Source organism: Naasia lichenicola (genome assembly GCF_004801885.1).
In the GTDB taxonomy this organism is placed as follows: Bacteria; Actinomycetota; Actinomycetes; order Actinomycetales; family Microbacteriaceae; genus Naasia; species Naasia lichenicola.
The window spans coordinates 172,110-189,976 of record NZ_SSSM01000004.1; the positions used below are offsets into that span (position 1 = coordinate 172,110).

A 17,867-nucleotide genomic window follows, 5' to 3' on the forward strand; every position below is an offset into this window, starting at 1 on the left:
ATCAGGGTCGGCGACAACGCGTTCGTAAGCTGAGCGGACCGCAAGGTCGGCGTCTATGAGCGCACCAACGGCACGCGAAACGTGGCCCGGCAGCCCTGCTCTAGAGGTCGCCCTCAACGATCATCCGGATGAGGCTGGTGCCCACGTCCACCTTGGTCACGACCCCGTCGGTGAAATAGATGACGCTCAGCAGATCGATGTCGTCCGAGGCACTGGTCACCGGCGAACGCGGGAGATCGCGGAGGGACGCGACGGACACGACGCCATCGGGCGTCCGATAGCCGAACTGAGCCGTCGGACTGATGGGGATCGTGTAGAGGACTGGACCGTCCTCATCCGAGTCCACACGGTAGGTGTGGTTGCCATTCCCATCGACGTCACCCGCCACCTTGAAGATGTCGACTGTCAGACTCGTCGCGCTCAGGCGACGAATGAAGCCCTGGTAGGCACTCGTGCCGGTCGCCGGCGTGACGCCTTGCGTGGAGGCCGCGGGTGGCGGTGGTGACTCTTGAGTGGTGCCTGGAGAAGCCGTTGATCCCAACGGTGGGGTGGTCGGAGTGGCGGTCGTGCTCACCCTAATGCTCACATCGAGCAGATCGCGGTCAAACTCGGAGACCGCTGTGGATGTGACGAGCCCCTGCCAGGCACGGATACCGTCCGGGAACACAGTGAACAGCGAGAGCAGGTCTTTCGCCGATCCCTCGACGTTGTCCCTCAGCACGCCCAAGGCGCACTCCTTGCCTTCGCGCACGGCTGCGTCGAGCACGTCCTCGCCGCTCTGCGGGCTGAGGGCGTCAAGGGCGGCAGCGCCACACGAGAGGACGCTCGCTATCGCCTGCGCCCCCGCTAATGTTCCGCCGTTCCTCACGACGTCCTTGGTGATGGTCTCGCTGATCCGTTCGACATAGAGCGCCGGGGTGGTGATGCCGCCGATCTCTGAGACGGCCGCTCGCACCGTCGTCTTGGAGATCACCTGAACGCTCTTCTTCGCGACTGGCCACACCGATAGGGCCACCAGGCCAGCGTCCATGATGAGGCCGAACATGTCCGGAGTGAGATGAACGGTGTCCTCGCCGAAGTTGGCGATCCTCTCAGCCTCGGTGGAGGGGAGGGAAACCTGGCCCTGTCCACGTGATGGCAGAACGGTGTTGTGATTGTGGATCTGCCAGAGGCGAGCGATGGCAGAACCGGCATCGAGGCCCGTATCGGAATCGTTCGCGCCGATCCCGTAGGTCTCCGGCGGATCGACGATGTACCGAAGGAAGAGCTCGTTGCTCATCCGCAGCTCGTAGTCTCCGTCGTCCCTCTTCACCATGCATGCGGGAAAGAACGACGAACTCGACGCGACGGTCCAATCAGGATCGGGCTTGGAGCAGTCGGCTTCATCGACGGTGACGCCGAACGTCTTGGCGAGGGAGCTGAAAAGGGCTCGGCCGCCGGGGATGGCATCGACGCTGGCATTGGCCAGATCTGCCGCGCCGCTGGCTGCGGTCTTGATCGGATTGATCACGTATTTGCGGAACCAGGAGAAGTGCGGAGCCTCGGCCACCAGACGGCCACCCTCGTGACTGGTGGGTATGGGGATCCAGGTGTCCAGCTGATCGTTGTACACGGCGAGAAACGCCCCCTCTGTGGTGGTCTGCCGCCCGTCGACGACGGGGAGCTCCGACGGGTCGAGTGGAACGCTGACGGTCGCGCCCTCGATCTCTGTGACCGCGGTAAAGGTGATCTCGTAGGAAGTACCGAGGGGCTCCGCGTAGGCCGCGGCTGTTGCATCACTCGGGCCGCCGTCGGAACCGCTGAGGATCTCGAGCTTCGTCGCCGACGTGAGTGCGCCGGAGGGCACGGTCACGATGGCATCCGAGCCGAACGCTCCTCCGGACGTCGGGACGGTGAAGCTCTCCGTTCTCGAGTGCGGTTGAACGGCGAAGAACACGATGGCCGAAACCACGAGGGCGAGGACGACCACCCCGGCGGCGATCACAAAAGGTCTGCGACGGGAGTCGAGGAGGACCCCGAATCGGCCGGCCGACCTCTGTGTGTTCGCCGGCGATGTCGTGCTCTCGCTGGTGTCCTTCGACATGGATCCCCACCTCGCGTTTGAATCAGCCATCCGCGGCTCGCGTCGGAGATCCGCCCTGATCACCCCGCCTCCGGAGGGGGCGTCGCCGAACTCTATCGAGGCGCGGCGCCGCATCGCACATGCCTTCTGCGGGGACGGCTGCTGGCCAGTTCATGAGTGGGCCATCTGGGAGCGACGAACTCAATAGAGTGCGCTCATGGGGATCGGTGGAAGACGATGACGCGACGCCGAATCGCGCGTGTCACGGCGGGAATAGCCGTCCTGGCGACCGTCCTTTCAGTGATCGGCTGCGCGCCTTCGTCGTCGGCCGGCCCGAGCGCTCTTCGAGCCACGGCGAACAGTCTCACCCAACCGACTATCGCCGCCCCCGAAGTCTCCGAGCAGGCGATCGAGGAATTGAAGATCCTTGCCGACACCGACTCACTCGTGGGAACCCCAGTCGAGATCACCTATCCCGACGCCATCCCATCCGATGGGCTGCGTCTCACCCGCAGCTATGCGGAAGCACTGCCCGACGAGGTGGCGGCCTCGTTCATGTACTTCGACGAGAACACCGAATCATGGACGGCGGTCCCCTCCGCACTCAGTGCAGACCGGCGCATGTTGACCGCCACTGTCCACCACCTCTCGCTGTGGGACGACATCGTCAGCGGCACCAAGGCCGGCGTCGGCTCCGTCGCCGACGCGGCGACGCGGGCTGGGCAATCGGTGGTGGCTGCCGGCACTGCACTCGCAGGGGCGGCGAGCTCGGTCGTGCCCATCTTCCAGTCCGAGTTCGAGAAGGGTGCCACCACCCTGCACTACGGGGTCGGCTCGCTGCTGACCGCCCGTGTCGATGCGCCGTCGTGCGCAGGACTGGAGCCCGACTGGGTCGACAACATCGCCGTGCCGGGCCAGGGCTCGGACGATTCCGTGCTGTTCTGCGCCGGGGCAGACCCCAGTGACGACGACCAGCTTCTGGTAAAGGCCCGCGTCAACCGCGGCTTCGGATTCACCGCCAAGTCCTACCTCGACACCGTCGCAGCGGACAATGACACCTACGACGACCTCATCGGTCAGGCGCTCACGGCGATCGGTGCCACTGATAGTTCGATCGGTCAGTCGATCGCCGACCTGACAGCCGACGGCGATCTGGTGGGCCCCGGAGCCGAGGTCGACTACACGTTCGAACGCGCTGCGTTCGGCAGCGGCTATGAAGGCTACGTCGTGGAGTTGACTCCGCCCACCGTCCTGCAGTTCGTGGCATCCACCCTCGCCTCGACTGCGACCAGGTACGGAGTCAGTCAGGCGGAGGGCACTCTCGGCGCGGTGCTCGCCGTTGCGTCATGTGCGTCGTCGATCTACGACATGGACGACGCCGGAGACATCGCTCGGGCGGTGCTGGAGTGCATCAGCGCCAACGATGAGGCGTTCGCCAAGCAGCTCGCGGTCGGACTTCTCGAGCTCGGCAAGACTCCGAAGGAGGCGGGCGCGCTCGCCGGCAAGATCCTCGGCCGGATCTCGATCGTGCTCGCCATCCTCCCCGCGGTCATCAACGAGTACGACTTCGCGTTCGAGCAGAGCGCGGCAGACGACACTCGCCGCGTGACCATCGAAGTCGGCACGCCGCCGGTGGTGAAGGGTGTCGGCTCCACCAAGGTCGTCGATCTGATGCCGTGGAGCGATGAATCGATCATCGAGGGTGCCATCTCCATGAGCGGCAACTTCTCCTGCGACACCTCGGCCATCAGTGGGAGAGCCGACGCGTACCGGTGCTTCGGCGAGGATGCCGTGCTCGACCCGTGCTTCATCGACCCCGACTCCCCCAACTCCCCCAACGAAGCGCTGTGCGGAGACGGCACCACCGACTGGGAGCGAGTGAGCGGAGACTTCGTCGCTCACGACGGAGTGGATGTTTCCGACGCCGACCCGCTGGGCGTCGAGCTCGAAGACGGCCGGGTCTGCTCGCGCTCGACCGGTGCAGGGCCGACACCGCCAACGGGGTACTCCAGCTGGCTCGGCGGCTGTGCCGAGCCGGGCGGCGAATACACCGATGTGCTGTGGGGATCACCCGACTCGGAGTCGGAGGACGTCGCGTGGCCGTTCATGTTCATCGCGCTCGGGTCGGGCGGGCTGCTTCAGGTCGCGGTAGGGCCGGAAGGCCGCAATCCGGAGCTGGTGGGCGTGACGGTGGTCTATCGCTAGAGCGGATTCGTCGCTTAGATCTTCTGGATCTGTGAGGCAACCGGTTATTCCTATCTCCGGCGGTCCGCTGATTGGGGCGCCTCCCGCGGTCAGGTCGATGCGCGAGGCGTGCGATGCTTGGCCGCCCGCCTAATACGGTGGTGCCGTGGCCACTCGAACTGCGGCGTATGCCTACGCGATCCTCGCGTTCTTCACGCTGTTCGCCGGTGAAGCGATCCGCAACACCTTCAGCTGGTACGGGTACGCCGGGTGGATTGCGGTCATGTTCGTAGGCTGCGTGGTGGTGTTCGCGCAGGGGGTGCGAGCGGGGCGGCAGGTCGAGGGTGACCAATCGAGGGCCTCGATACGCCCGCTTCGCGGGCTACTCGACCAACGAAAAGGCGCGGCATTCGGGAGGCTGTGGCCGGCGGCCGTCGTGCTGCTCGGCGCGTACATCGTGTGGGCGATCGTGTCGCTGGCGTGGTCGGCGTATCCGCTCGGAACGCTGACGGGCATCGCCGCGCTGCTGGTGGTGACGTTCGTTGCGGTGACTCTCGTGCGCAGCTTGGGCTGGATCGAGATCGCGCGGGCTCTGGCCGTTGCGCTCACGGTGATCCTGGCGTTGTCGCTGCTGTTCGAGATCATCGTCGCCGCAGTCGCCCGCCGGCCGATCCTGCCCGTGTTCCCCATCGACGTCGTGCCCGGGCAGAAGATCCCCGACGCCTTCTATTGGAGCCGGGCGCTCTTGTTCGAGGGTGGCCGTATTCAAGGCATCGTCGGCAACGCCAACCTCCTGGGCTTCATCGCGCTGCTAGCGCTGATCCTCTGCGGATGCCTGCTCGCCGCTGGCGCACTCCCCCGCTGGCTCGCTATCTCCGGCCTTGCCCTTGCGACGCTCGAGCTCGTGCTGACTCGATCATCGACCGTCATCGCGGCAACCGTGACGACGGTCCTGGTGCTCGCCCTCGGCGTACTGCTTCGACGAGGAGCACGAGCGTCTCGCGCGGTCCGACGTCGTGTGGGGAGTGGGGTCATCGCCCTGCTCCTGGTCGGTGTCGTCGTCGCGCTCATCCAGTACCGCTCGCTGCTGGCAATCATGGGCAAGAGCGACGACCTCACTGGGCGCTTCGACATCTGGTCGACCGTCGGCACCCTATTCCTGCAACGCCCTGTCGTCGGCTGGGGGTGGATCGGCTATTGGCTGCCGTGGATCGCGCCCTTCGATCACCTCGCAGAACGCCGTGGGGTCGTATACCTGCAGGCGCACAACGCCTTCCTCGACGTGGCGTTCCAGCTGGGGGTGGTCGGGCTGATCCTGTTCATCGGGCTCATCATCGCCATCGCTACCCGGATCGGCCGCGGGGAATTGGGATCCGCTGACGCGTCGGCCTCGACAGTGGGCGTGCTGCTGCCCGCTCTGCTGCTCACCGCGCTGCTCACTCAGGCGCTAGCCGAATCGCGGCTGCTGTACGAGGGGAACTGGGCACTGCTCGGAGTACTGGTCCTCGCATCGGCTGCCCCTTTGGCACAGTCACGGGCGAGGCCGGATGACGCCGCCGTGCGGCTCGACGAATCGCGCTGACCCGCAGGAGAGTGGGCTTATAAGATAAGGGCCGTCGGGCGAGATACCCGGTATCGCCCGGCGGCCTCGTCGCGCGGCTTACCCGGACGCGCGGCGTACCCCGATTGTCCCCCCGATGGGGGACGCGGACAATGGTGGACCAGCATCTCCTGGCTGATTCCCATAATCGGCGAGCTGCGGGCATCGTGGCGGGCCTCGCGTCCCACCTCAGCCAGCCATTGAACGCAAGGGGGAGGCCGGCGGGGCTGATCAGCCGGTTGACAACCCGATGTCATCGAGGGCCGAAGCGATCAAGGCGGACATCTTGGTGGCGATGTACTTCTGGCCCTCTTCCGTCGCATAGAGGCCGTCATCTGTCGTCAGTGCCTCACCGTCGACCAACCAGCCCTCCGCGATCGGATCGACGAACCGCACGGACGCCTCCTCCGCCGCTCGGCTGAGCGCGTCGCGGTCTTCGAGGATCTTGATCGGCGGCGCAATATCCGCCCAGGCCGGTCCGACCACCAGGACCTGTGCATCCGGGACCTGCCTTGCGGCGACGGCGAGCGCGATGAGAGCAGCGTCGAAGACGTTCGTCCCCTGATTGACGTCACTGCGGCTGCCGAAGAAGACGACGAGATCCGCGTCTTTGCGCACCTCGCCGGCGTGAGTGGAGAACGTGTCGCGCGACGCCTTCGGGTTGTAGGTGACGTATCCGCTCCCATCGGTCGCGAGCACCTGGAAGTCAGCGTCCACCGAGGTGGCGAGCAGCTCGGGCCAGGTCGCATCAGTCGAAGCGCCGTCGAGTGGGCCCGAGGTGAAGGAGTCCCCTATGACAGCGATCACCGGCCGAGGCGCCACGGCGAGGCTGGCGCCCTCTGCCCCGGCTTTTGACGGCGGTGCCGAGCGACTGCCGAGGACGATCGTCACCGGCGCGCCGATGACGATGACAGCGATCACGGCGATGAGGAACCAGCGGGGCGCGCCACCGAAGTCGTCGTGCCACCAGGGGTTTCGGGTCCAGCTGCGATTCGGGTCTCGCATGCGGCGGATCCTACGCGCCGCGACTGCAATTCGCCACCACCGCTGGAGTCAGCGGACCTCGAATTTCTCGCGACCCGGCCGACCCCGAAGTGGGGGCACCCGGAAAGGGGCGTGAAGCATTCAGGCAGGAACCGTACTCTGAGCCGTACAGGCGTAGTTACCCGACTTCGCGGTTACCCAGACCGCTCGCCTGACCCGAACAAGAGGCTTACCCGTGCCCTACTCCTTCCGTGCGTCCCTGCGCGCGCTTGCCACTGTCACTGCCGTCGCCGTCGTGGCGGGTACGGTGCTCGTCACCGCCCCGGCCTACGCCGACACCTCCCCCGCCGCCGGGGTGACTCAGACCGTGTCGTCTGACGCGCTGCCCACCGTGCAGATCAACGGCGTGGTCTACACGCAGGTGATCGTGGGCAATACCGTCTATGCAGGCGGCAGCTTCTCCACCGCGCAGCCGGCCGGCGCAGCGTCAGGCGTGGGCACCGTCGCCCGCGCCAACCTGCTCGCCTACAACCTCACGACGGGTGAGCTGATCAGCTCGTTCGCGCCGAACCCCAACGGAATCGTCCGCTCCCTCGCGGCCTCCCCCGACGGCACGCGCCTCTACATCGGCGGTCAGTTCACCAGCATCGGCGGCGCCGCCCGCAATCGTGCGGCGTCGATCGACGTCGCCAGTGGTGCTCTGACCACCTGGAACCCGAACAGCAACGGCGCCGTGTACGGGATCGTCGCCAGCAACAGCACGGTCTGGATGGGCGGAAACTTCACCTCGATGAAGAGCACGGCCCGGCTGCATGCCGCCGCGGTGACTGCCACGGACGCGTCGATCCTTCCCTTCTCGGCCTCCGCTGACGGCGGCCGGGTCAACGCCATCGTCGCCAATGCCGACTTCACCAAGATCGTCCTCGGCGGCTCGTTCACCACCGTCAACGGTGCAGGCAGCCCGAACACCGGCGGAGACAGCGGCTACGGCCTCGGCATGGTCGATGCCGCCACAGGAGCTTCGCTGTCCTTCCCCGCCTCACAGCGCGTGAAGAACGGCGGCGCCGACGCCGCCATCTACAGCCTCACCTCCGACGGCACCAGCTTCTACGGCACCGGCTACCACTTCGGCGGCGGCGGCAACACCGAGGGGACCTTCCGCGCCGAATGGAGCAACGGCTCCCTCGTCTGGGAAGAGGACTGCCACGGCGACACCTACTCGGTCGCCACCTCGACGGACGCCGTGTACATCGCTGGCCACCCCCACTACTGCGGCAACTCCGGCGGACACCCGCAGACCGACCCGTGGACCTTCCAGCGCGCCATGGCCTGGTCCAAGACCAGCAGCGGCGAGCGCAACCTGGCCGACCCCTACGGCTACCCGAGCTGGACCGACGTCGAACACCCCACCCTGCTCAACTGGTACCCCGACTTCAACACCGGCACCGTGACCGGGCAGAACCAGGGACCGTGGAGCGTCGCAGCCAACGCGAACTACGTCGTCTACGGCGGCGAGTTCACCACCGTCAACGGCGTGCGTCAGCAGGGCCTGGTCCGCTTCGCGAACAAGACCATCGCGCCCAACCTCGACGGACCGCGCGTCAGCAGCTCGAAGTTCCTGCCGACCCTCAACTCCTTCTCCTCCGGCCAGGTCCGCGTCAGCTGGCCCGCCAACTACGACCGCGACAACCAGTACCTGACCTACACGCTCTACCGTGACGGCTCCAACACGACGCCGATCTGGAGCGGCGTGGTCGGATCGCGCATCTGGTTCGACCGGCCAACCACGACCGTGGTCGACACCGGCCTCGTCCCCGGAAGCACCCACACCTACCGCATCCGGGCAACCGACCCGTACGGCAACACCGTGCTGGGCAACTCGGTCTCGGTGACCGTCTCGGCCGCCACCCCCAGCGGCTACGCACAGTCCGTCCTCGACGACGGCGCGAAGAACTTCTGGCGCCTCGGCGACGCGGCCGGCTCGACCACGGTCGCCGACTGGGCGGGTTCCGACATCGCGGCCGCCGGCACGGGCGTCTCGTTCGCCCAGACCGGCGCGATCGCTGACGACACCAACAGCTCCGCTCTCTTCTCGGGCGACGGCACCGGCGTCATCACGAGCAACACCATCCAGGCCGGTCCGAACACCTTCTCGATCGAGGCGTGGTTCAAGACCACGAGCACCTCGGGGGGAAAGATCGTCGGATTCGGCAATGCGAAGAGCGGCGACTCCAGCAACTACGACCGCCACGTCTACATGGACGGCAACGGAGCGGTGAGCTTCGGCGTCTACAACGGCAACACCTCCACAGTGAGCAGCAAGGCCGGACTGAATGACGGCCAGTGGCACCAGGTGACCGCGAGCCTCGGCGCTGCCGGCATGCAGCTGTTCGTCGACGGCATCAAGGTCGCCTCGCGCACCGATGTCACCGCCGGACAGACCTACTCGGGCTACTGGCGCATCGGCGGCGACTCCACATGGGGCGGCGACAAGTACTTCGACGGAAACATCGACGACGTCTCGATCTACGGCACCGCGCTCACTCGCGACCAGGTCCGCACCCACTACACGCTGTCCGGTCGCGCCCTCAGCACCGTGCCCGCACCCACCGACGCCTACGGCAGCGCCGTCTACAACGACGAGCCGACGCTCTACTGGCGCCTCGGCGAATCGACCGGCGACACCGTCGCCGATTCGAGCGGCAACGGCAACGCAGGGATCTATGAGAACGGCGTCACGCTCGGCACCACGGGCGCCGTGACCGGCACCGCCAACACCGCAGCGAGCTTCGATGGCAACGACGACACCATCGCCAGCGTCGCCCGCTTCGGCAACCCGACCAACTACACCCTCGAGTCGTGGTTCAAGTCGGACTCCACCTCCGGCGGCAAGATCATCGGCTTCGCCGGCAACCAGAACGGCAACTCCGGCAGCCACGACCGCGACGTATTCCTGCAGGACAACGGCCAGGTCGTCTTCGGCACCTGGACCGGCCAGGAGAACCGGGCCACCTCGCAGAACGGCGGCTACAACGACGGCGCATGGCACTACGTGGTAGCCACGCAGTCGTCCGACGGCATGAAGCTCTACGTCGACGGTGTGCTCGTGGGCACGAACGGCAACACCGGCGCCGAGAACTCGACGAACTACTGGCGAGTCGGCGGAGACACCACGTGGGGCGGAGCCTCGAGCTCCTACCTGCGGGGCTCGATCGACGAGGTCGCTGTCTACCCCGCCGCACTCTCGGCTTCCGCAATCGCGAGTCACTTCAACGCGGCACTCCCGGCGAACACCGCCCCGACCGCCGCGTTCACCTCGACGACCACCGACCGCTCGGTCACCGTCGACGCCAGCGCCTCCGTCGACCCCGACGGCGCCATCGCGGCCTACAGCTGGAACTTCGGCGACGGCGCGACCGCGACCGGTGCCACTGCCCAGCACAGCTACGCCACCGCGGGCACCAAGACCGTGACGCTCACGGTCACCGACAATCGCGGAACCACCGCTGCCGTCTCGCACGACGTCGTCGTCGCGAACGGCTCAACCCCGAGCGACGCCTACGGCACGGCCGTGGTCGGAGCCAACCCTGTGCTCTACTGGCGCCTCAGCGACACCAGCTCCACGGCGACGGATGCGAGCGGCAACGGAAACACCGGCACCTACCGTGACGGTGTGACCAAGCCGGTGACCGGGGCCATCCCGACCACCACCGACACCGCAGCACACTTCGACGGCAACGGCGGACTCGTCTCGGCCAACAACCCGACCAGCAACCCGACGACCTACTCGCTCGAGCTGTGGTTCAAGGCCGACCAGCAGGTCACCGGCGGCAAGCTCATCGGCCTCGGCAACAGCCAGACCGGCACCTCGGGCAACTACGACCGTCACATCTACTTCGAGAACGACGGACGCCTGACCTTCGGCACCTGGGTCGGCAGCACCAACACCGTGAGCTCGACCGCGTCGTACAACGACGACGTCTGGCACCACGTGGTCGCCGAGCAGTCCGCCGCAGGCCTCCGGCTGTTCGTCGATGGCGCTCTCGTCGGATCGAACAGCAACGGCGACTCGCAGGGCTACGTCGGATACTGGCGCATCGGCGGCGACAGCACGTGGGGCGGCTCGGGCCCATGGTTCCGCGGAGACATCGACGAGGTCGCGGTCTACGACACCGTGCTCAGCCCGTCGACCGTGAGCAACCACTACAGCCTCGGCTCCGCGCCGGTCGCCTCCAACCAGGTACCGACGGCGGCGTTCACCTCTGCATCCACCGGACTCGCAGCGACCTTCGACAGCTCGACTTCGGTCGACTCCGACGGCAGCATCGCGAGCTACGCCTGGACGTTCGGAGACCCCACCTCGGCCTCCAACAGCTCCATGGTCGCGGCACCCAGCCACACCTTCACCGGTGCCGGCACCTACACCGTGACGCTCACGGTGACGGACGATCAGGGGGCGACCAGCACGGTCAGCCACCCGGTGACCGTCGCTCCGGCCAACCAGGCCCCGACGGCGTCGTTCACGTCCTCCTCGACCGGGCTGGCAGCGGCTTTCGACGGATCGAGCTCGACCGACTCGGATGGAAGCATCGCCAGCTACGCCTGGACGTTCGGGGACACCACGTCGAACACATCGACGGCCGCAGTCCCCAATCACACCTATCCGGCGAGTGGCACCTACACGGTGTCTCTGATGGTGACCGATGACAAGGGCGCCACGAGCACGACGTCCCAGCGCGTCACCGTGACGGCCCCGCCCGTCACGTCGGCTCCCCTCGCCCAGGACGCCTTCGGACGCACCTCGGCGAACAGCTTCGGGACGGCTGACATCGGCGGCGTCTGGACCACGGTGGGCACCGCCAGTCGGCTCGCGGTCTCGAACGGCACCGGAAAGGCGACCTCCTCTGCAGGATCGACCATCACCGCCGTCCTCGGATCGGTCAGCTCGACCGACACCGATGTCCAGGTGACTGCCACTCCAAGCACGATCTCCGGCGCTTCGCACTACATCTCGGTGCTTGGCCGCCGTGTCGGAACGGACGACTACCGGGCTCGGGTCGTCATCGGAACCTCGGGCGCCGTCACCATGCAGCTGATGCGCGGAGGGGTGTCCATCGCCTCGACGGTCGTCCCCGGCCTGACCTTCGCCAACGGCGACTCACTGCGCATCCGCGTACAGGTCGTCGGCACCTCGCCGACCACCATCCAGGCCAAGGCGTGGAAGGTCGGCAGCGCCGAGCCGACCGCATGGGCACTCACACGGACCGACAGCACTGCCGGCATGCAGGCCGCCGGCGGCATCGGCCTCGCGAGCTACCTCGGCGCGGGTGCCACGGCGGCGGTGACGACGAGCTTCGACGACCTGATCGCGACCTCGACCACCGTTACCACCACCCCGGTGCCGCCGACCACGCCGACCAATGCGGCGCCCACGGCAGCCTTCACCGCGTCGAGCGTCGACCTCACGGCCGCTGTCGATGGCACCTCGTCCACTGACTCCGACGGCACCATTGCGTCGTACAGCTGGAGCTTCAGCGACGGAGGCTCGGCCACCGGTGCGACGGCCAATCACACCTTCGCGGCCGCAGGTACGTACGGCATCGAGCTCACCGTCGCCGACAACAGCGGCGCGACGGCCACGTCGACCGGGTCGGTCACCGTGACGGCTCCTGTCACACCTCCCACCACTCCGACGACCCCCGCCACGGCGATCGCAGCCGACGACTTCGGCCGCACCACCGCGAACGCCTGGGGCACAGCCGGAACCGGTGGGGCGTGGAGCCTCAGCGGATCGAGCTCCTACTTCTCGACCGACGGCAGCACAGCGGCCATCACAACGACGGCAGCCGCCAAGCAGGCCGAGGCCTATCTGTCCGGTGTCTCCGCGGCATCGACCGATACCCGTGTCACCGTCTCGCTGAGTGGGGTTCCCGTCGGCGGCAGCGTCTACGCCTCGGTCATCGGCCGACGCGTCGGCACGGTCGACTACCGGGCCCGGGCAGTCGTCTCGGCGACCGGATCCATCACCCTGCAGCTGCAGCGCGCGGGGACCACGTTCTCCTCGATCGTGGTCCCGGGCATGACCTACGCGGCGGGCGACCAGCTCATCATCCGCCTGCAGGTCACCGGCACCAGTCCGACGACGCTCAATGCAAAGATCTGGAAGGCCGGCACCACCGAGCCGACCGCCTGGCAGCTCTCGGCAACCGACGGCACCGACGGCCTGCAGCTGGCCGGCTCCGTGGGCCTGGGCGGCTACTTCGCATCGGGCCTCAGCTCGCTGCCGAGCGCCGTCCGCTTCGACGACTTCACCGTCACGCCGGTCCAGTAATCCTCAGTGCGCATGGCGCACCACACGGCGAGCGCGGCGGATCCATCCGCCGCGCTCGCCTCAATTGAGGCCACCATCGGAAACCCTGATCAGGTGCTCAATAAGTTGAGCGTTGCACAGGAAGAATTAACGGGAACGAAACGACGCCCCCCTCTTTGGTGTCGTGACTCCACCCCCACCGTTCGATAGTTTGGAACCCTGGTTCTCAGCTGTTACCCGCTGCTACCCCACGAGAACCAGACGTCACTCGCTTACCCGGCGCTGTCCACCCCGACAGAGAACTGACGACGCAGCATTACCCGAAAGCTGTATCCCTCCGATGCCCCGAATCGGCTACGCCGCTGGCGCCTTCGACCTCTTCCACGTAGGTCACCTCAACATCCTCAAGCACGCCAAGAGCGCCTGCGACTACCTCGTCGCCGGCGTAGTCTCGGACGAGATGCTCCTCGAGACCAAGGGCATCGTCCCGGTCATCCCGCTCTCCGAGCGCCTCGAGATCGTCTCGCACATCTCCTACGTCGACGAGGCCCGCGCCGAGGTCGTCCCGAACAAGCTGGACACGTGGCGCGACGTCGGGTTCGACATCTTCTTCAAGGGCGACGACTGGCGCGGCACAGACAAGGGCCTGAAGCTCGAGCGCGAGTTCGCCGAGGTCGGAGTCGAGGTCGTCTACTTCCCGTACACGATGTCCACCTCGAGCACGCAGCTCCGCCGGGCACTCGCCGCCATCACCGAGAACGCCGACCGCGGCCTCGCCCAAGCCTGAATCACCGCTTCACCTGCTCCACCGAACACCTGCTCCACCACAGCGGCCCTCCCAGCCGGTGCACCCACACCGGAGCCGAACGAACTTCCACCCGCCCACCTGTCACCCGAACGCAGGACATCATGACCAACGCATCCTCCATCCCCGACGACGACACATTCGAAGGGCTGCTCCAGAACGCGGCGCTCGCCAACGAAGCGCCCCGGCTCGAGGCACTCCCCCAGAAGCCGATGCGCATCGCGATGGTCGGGACGCGCGGGGTGCCCGCCGCATACGGCGGATTCGAGACCGCGATCGAGGAGATCGGCCAGCGCCTGGTCGCTCGTGGCCATGAGGTCACCGTCTACTGCCGCGTGGGCAAGAACGGTGAGAAGCCGGCCACGCATCTCGGCATGAAGCTCGTCTACCTCCCCGCGATGAAGAAGAAGACCCTCGAGACACTTAGCCACACCGCCCTCTCGGCCCTGCACATGATGGGCACCAAGGGTCACGATGCCGCGTTCGTCTTCAACGCCGCCAATGCTCCGTTCGTGCCGATGATCAAGGCCCGCCGCACCCCCGTCGCCGTGCACGTCGACGGCCTCGAGTGGAAGCGCGGCAAGTGGGGCAAGTGGGGCAAGCGCTACTACCGCATGGCCGAAGAGTTCGCCGTGCGCACCGGCGACGCCCTCATCTCCGATGCCCAGGGCATCGCTGACTACTACGAGGCGGAGTTCGGCGTGCCGACCGAGCTGCTGACCTACGGCGCCAACCGCCTCACCGACGTCGCCACGGACAAGCTGGCCAAGCACGGACTCGAGGCCGGAAAGTTCCACGTCGCCGTCGCGCGCTTCGAGCCGGAGAACCACGTCGACGTCATCGTCGAGGGCTACACCGCTAGCAAGGCCCAGTACCCGCTCGTCGTCGTGGGCTCCGCCCCATACGCCGAGGAGTACACCGACCGCATCGCGAAGATGGCCGCCGCCGACCCGCGCATCAAGATGCTCGGCGGAGTGTGGGACCAGGACGAGCTCAACCAGCTCTACGCACACGCGCGCACCTACATCCACGGCCACTCCGTGGGCGGCACCAACCCGTCCCTGCTGCGCGCGATGGGCGCCGGCACCGCCGTCATCGCCTTCGACGTCAACTTCAACCGCGAGGTCGCCGGCCCCGAAGGCATGTTCTTCTCCGAAGCCACGCAGCTCGCCCCGCACCTGCACGAGATCGAGGCCGACACCTGGCGCTACCTCGCCATCGGCCAGGCCATGCAGGACCGCGCGATCAAGAACTACAACTGGGACGATGTGACCCTCGGCTACGAGGCACTCGCGATCAAGCTCGCCGCGGGCGACTCCATTCACGGCATCGCCAAGGGACGCCGCCGCAAGAAGGGCTGGCAGACCACCGCCGACGCCCTGCTCCCCGCGAAGTCCTCGGCGTCAACCCGCTGATGACACCGCTCGCCTCGGCGCGGACGCCACGCCCCATCGTGGCGCTCCGGCCGCCGACGAGCACCCTGCGGGCGAAGCCCGCTCCATGGCTGAGACAAGCAATCTGGACGATCGCGGCGCTCGGCGCCACGATCGGCCTCTTCATCGCCGTGGCACCGTACCTCTAGGGCCTTTCCGCTCGGCGCAGACACCGCTCATCTCGCCCTGACGGCCATTGAGCGAAACGCCGAACGACGCACCGCACTCGACACGCCCGAGATCGAGAATTTATCTCGAACTTTGGGGGACATGTCTCTGCGGATCGTTTCAACCTCTCAACACCGTGACACCCCCGAGCTGACGGGGATCGGGACACATCCGTCTCGCTATCTCTCCTGTCCCCCAAGCGGCGGACACGCCGAAATCCTTCAGCCGCCCCTCCCGTACCCCCCTCATGGGGGGTGTTACTGTTTCACCTGTTCAGCGGCCGGGGTCCCGAACACCCCGCCTCCCGAGGTCGCTTCCGTACGCCCTCGACGTCTCTCCACGGCCCTGCGCTGTGGTCTTTCGACGTGGGCGAAAACACAAGGCGACTATGCGTTCTCAGCACAGAGCACCCTCCCAGCGGATCAGGTCCGGATACTCTCGATTCGGCCTCAGCGGCCGAGCCAAGGCGCTCGTCGGACTCGGTTCGGCGTTGGCTCTCGTCGGTGGCCTCAGTGTCGCCACGATGGTCATCGCGGATCCTCAGTACGTCGCCCTCTGCGGCGCCGACGACTGCGCCAGCACCTCGGTGAGCGCATCGGGAGAGCCGTCGGCAGACCCGACGGTGGCAGTCGTCGCCCTCGATCCGGCAGCCACCGAGGTCTCACTGGTCAACCACAATGCGGTCGGCACCACGATCGTCAGCATCCTGGGCTACTTCGACAGCTCGAACCCTGCAGCCGAGGGCGCCAGCTACTCGGCTGCCGACGAGTCGCTCAACCTGCAGTATCAGCTCGGCAGCGACGAGAAGCGCACGGTCCGCCTGCCCAGCGTGCCGAGCGACGCCAAGACCGTACTGGTGAAGCTCGGAGGCCGCGACACCGCGACGATGAGCACCGAGAAGGCCAAGTCGAAGTGCGCGATGGTGGGCATCACCTCGGCGGGCACCGTGACGGGCGAGCAGGTGCGCGACGCTCTGCATCATCGGGCCGTCGCAACCGCCACACCTGGCACGCCGACCCCGTCGGTGGTTCCCGGGGAGAACGATGTCGTCGACGACATCATCGACGACGTCACCGACGGCCTGGGCCTCGGCGGTTCGACCGGCCCGACGGCGACGCCGAGTCCGACAGCAACGGCGACGCCAGTTCCCACCGCGACGGCGACGGCTTCCCCGGAGCCGGCCCCTGCTCCGGCCGAAACGGCTGCCCCGACACCCTCGACTCCCAGCACCCCATCCGCGCCGACCCCTCCGACGACTCCAGCCCCGGCTCCATCTACGGGATCAGGTTCCGGCTCCGGCAGCTCGAACCCTGCGGGCCAGTTCGGAGTGCCCGCCGGCACCAAGCTGACCGTCGTCTACGGCGACCAGACGGTGACCCAGGCAGGCGCCGTGATCGACTCACTCGACATCCACGGCCGAGTGATCATCCGTGCCAACAATGTGACGATCAAGAATTCGATCGTCCGCGGCACCGACTCTGGAGGCAAGTACGGTCTCGTCGACAACATGAAGGGCTACTCCGGCCTGAAGGTCCTCGACACCGAGATCGTGCCCACCAATCCGAACTGGACCAACAACGGCATCATGGGCTGGAACTTCGAGCTGCATGGAGTCAACATCCACGGCACAGTCGATCAGGTCAGCGTCGCAGGAAGCAACGTGGTCGTGGCCGACTCATGGCTGCACGACTCGATCTTCTATGCCGATGACCCCGACCACACCGACGGCTCTCACCAGGACAACATCGAGATCGTCAGCGGCGACAACATCCTCGTCACCGGCAACACCATGACCGGCACGAACAATGCCGCCATCCAGGTGACGCAGGACCGCGGCAAGGTGTCGAACCTGACGATCACGAAGAACTTCATGGACAACGGCGACTGCCAGATCAACATCTCCGAGAAGGACAAGGGGCCGATCAGCGGCATCACGATCTCGAACAACACCTTCGGGGTCAACGGCAACATCAGGGGCTGCGGTGTCGTCGGTCCGACCAGCACCATCGTCAACCTGATCAGCAACCTCTTCTCGAACGGCGGCTCTGTCGTGGTGAAGAAGGGCTGATCACCTCTCTGCTCCACAGAGGAGGCGGGTGTCCATCGGGACGCCCGCCTCCTCTTCTGCTTCCCGAGGCATCCGATCTACGCAGGCAGGTGAGCCCTGGCGGCCGCGCCAGGAAATCCGTTCCTATCAATTTCCGATGCTCGGTGGTATCAAATCCGCTCCGGGAAGAATCCGCTGGTCACAGGCTTGTTACGAAGTTCAGGTCTCTCAAGGCTCGAGGCAATGTGATCCCAGAACCTTCAACTCCAGATTC

General features: G+C 66.6%; 9 protein-coding genes. 7 read left to right on the top strand and 2 right to left on the bottom strand.

Annotation, left to right across the window (positions count from 1 at the left end; all coding sequences use genetic code 11):
* Nucleotides 1-100: 100 nt before the first annotated feature.
* Nucleotides 101-2,083, bottom strand: coding sequence for a hypothetical protein (locus tag E6C64_RS09105; RefSeq protein ID WP_136427142.1), 1,983 nt, complete (start codon nt 2,081-2,083; stop codon nt 101-103).
* Between the two features lie 216 nt (nt 2,084-2,299).
* Here E6C64_RS09105 and E6C64_RS09110 point away from each other — a divergent pair, with 216 nt between their 5' ends.
* Both E6C64_RS09110 and E6C64_RS09115 read left to right on the top strand, forming a co-directional pair.
* Nucleotides 2,300-4,267 carry a hypothetical protein gene (locus E6C64_RS09110; protein WP_136427143.1) on the top strand — a complete coding sequence of 656 codons (1,968 nt, stop codon included), beginning with the start codon at nt 2,300-2,302 and terminating at the stop codon, nt 4,265-4,267.
* 145 nt (nt 4,268-4,412) lie between these two features.
* A complete protein-coding gene (locus E6C64_RS09115; RefSeq protein WP_136427144.1) occupies nt 4,413-5,828 on the top strand; it encodes an O-antigen ligase family protein in 1,416 nt (471 codons plus the stop codon).
* Between the two features lie 249 nt (nt 5,829-6,077).
* Here E6C64_RS09115 and E6C64_RS09120 read toward each other — a convergent pair whose 3' ends face one another.
* Nucleotides 6,078-6,851 (bottom strand): SGNH/GDSL hydrolase family protein, encoded by a 774-nt coding sequence (locus E6C64_RS09120; protein ID WP_136427145.1) that lies wholly within the window; start codon nt 6,849-6,851, stop codon nt 6,078-6,080.
* A gap of 214 nt (nt 6,852-7,065) precedes the next feature.
* On the opposite strand from E6C64_RS09120, the gene E6C64_RS09125 reads away from it, so the two are divergent.
* From E6C64_RS09125 to E6C64_RS09140, 5 genes are all read left to right on the top strand, one after another.
* Nucleotides 7,066-13,161 carry a PKD domain-containing protein gene (locus tag E6C64_RS09125; RefSeq protein WP_136427146.1) on the top strand — a complete coding sequence of 2,032 codons (6,096 nt, stop codon included), beginning with the start codon at nt 7,066-7,068 and terminating at the stop codon, nt 13,159-13,161.
* Nucleotides 13,162-13,480: 319 nt separating this feature from the next.
* Nucleotides 13,481-13,927, top strand: a complete 447-nt coding sequence (locus tag E6C64_RS09130) for an FAD synthase family protein (protein ID WP_136427147.1) — start codon at nt 13,481-13,483, stop codon at nt 13,925-13,927.
* Between the two features lie 230 nt (nt 13,928-14,157).
* A complete protein-coding gene (locus E6C64_RS09135; protein WP_136427205.1) occupies nt 14,158-15,360 on the top strand; it encodes a DUF1972 domain-containing protein in 1,203 nt (400 codons plus the stop codon).
* On the top strand, nt 15,360-15,527 hold the full coding sequence (locus E6C64_RS19085; protein ID WP_158437806.1) for a hypothetical protein: 168 nt from the start codon (nt 15,360-15,362) through the stop codon (nt 15,525-15,527). The genes E6C64_RS09135 and E6C64_RS19085 overlap by 1 nt, the downstream gene beginning before the upstream one ends.
* A gap of 407 nt (nt 15,528-15,934) precedes the next feature.
* Complete coding sequence (locus E6C64_RS09140; RefSeq protein WP_136427148.1) at nt 15,935-17,614, top strand: right-handed parallel beta-helix repeat-containing protein; 1,680 nt, start codon at nt 15,935-15,937, stop codon at nt 17,612-17,614.
* Nucleotides 17,615-17,867 lie beyond the last annotated feature (253 nt).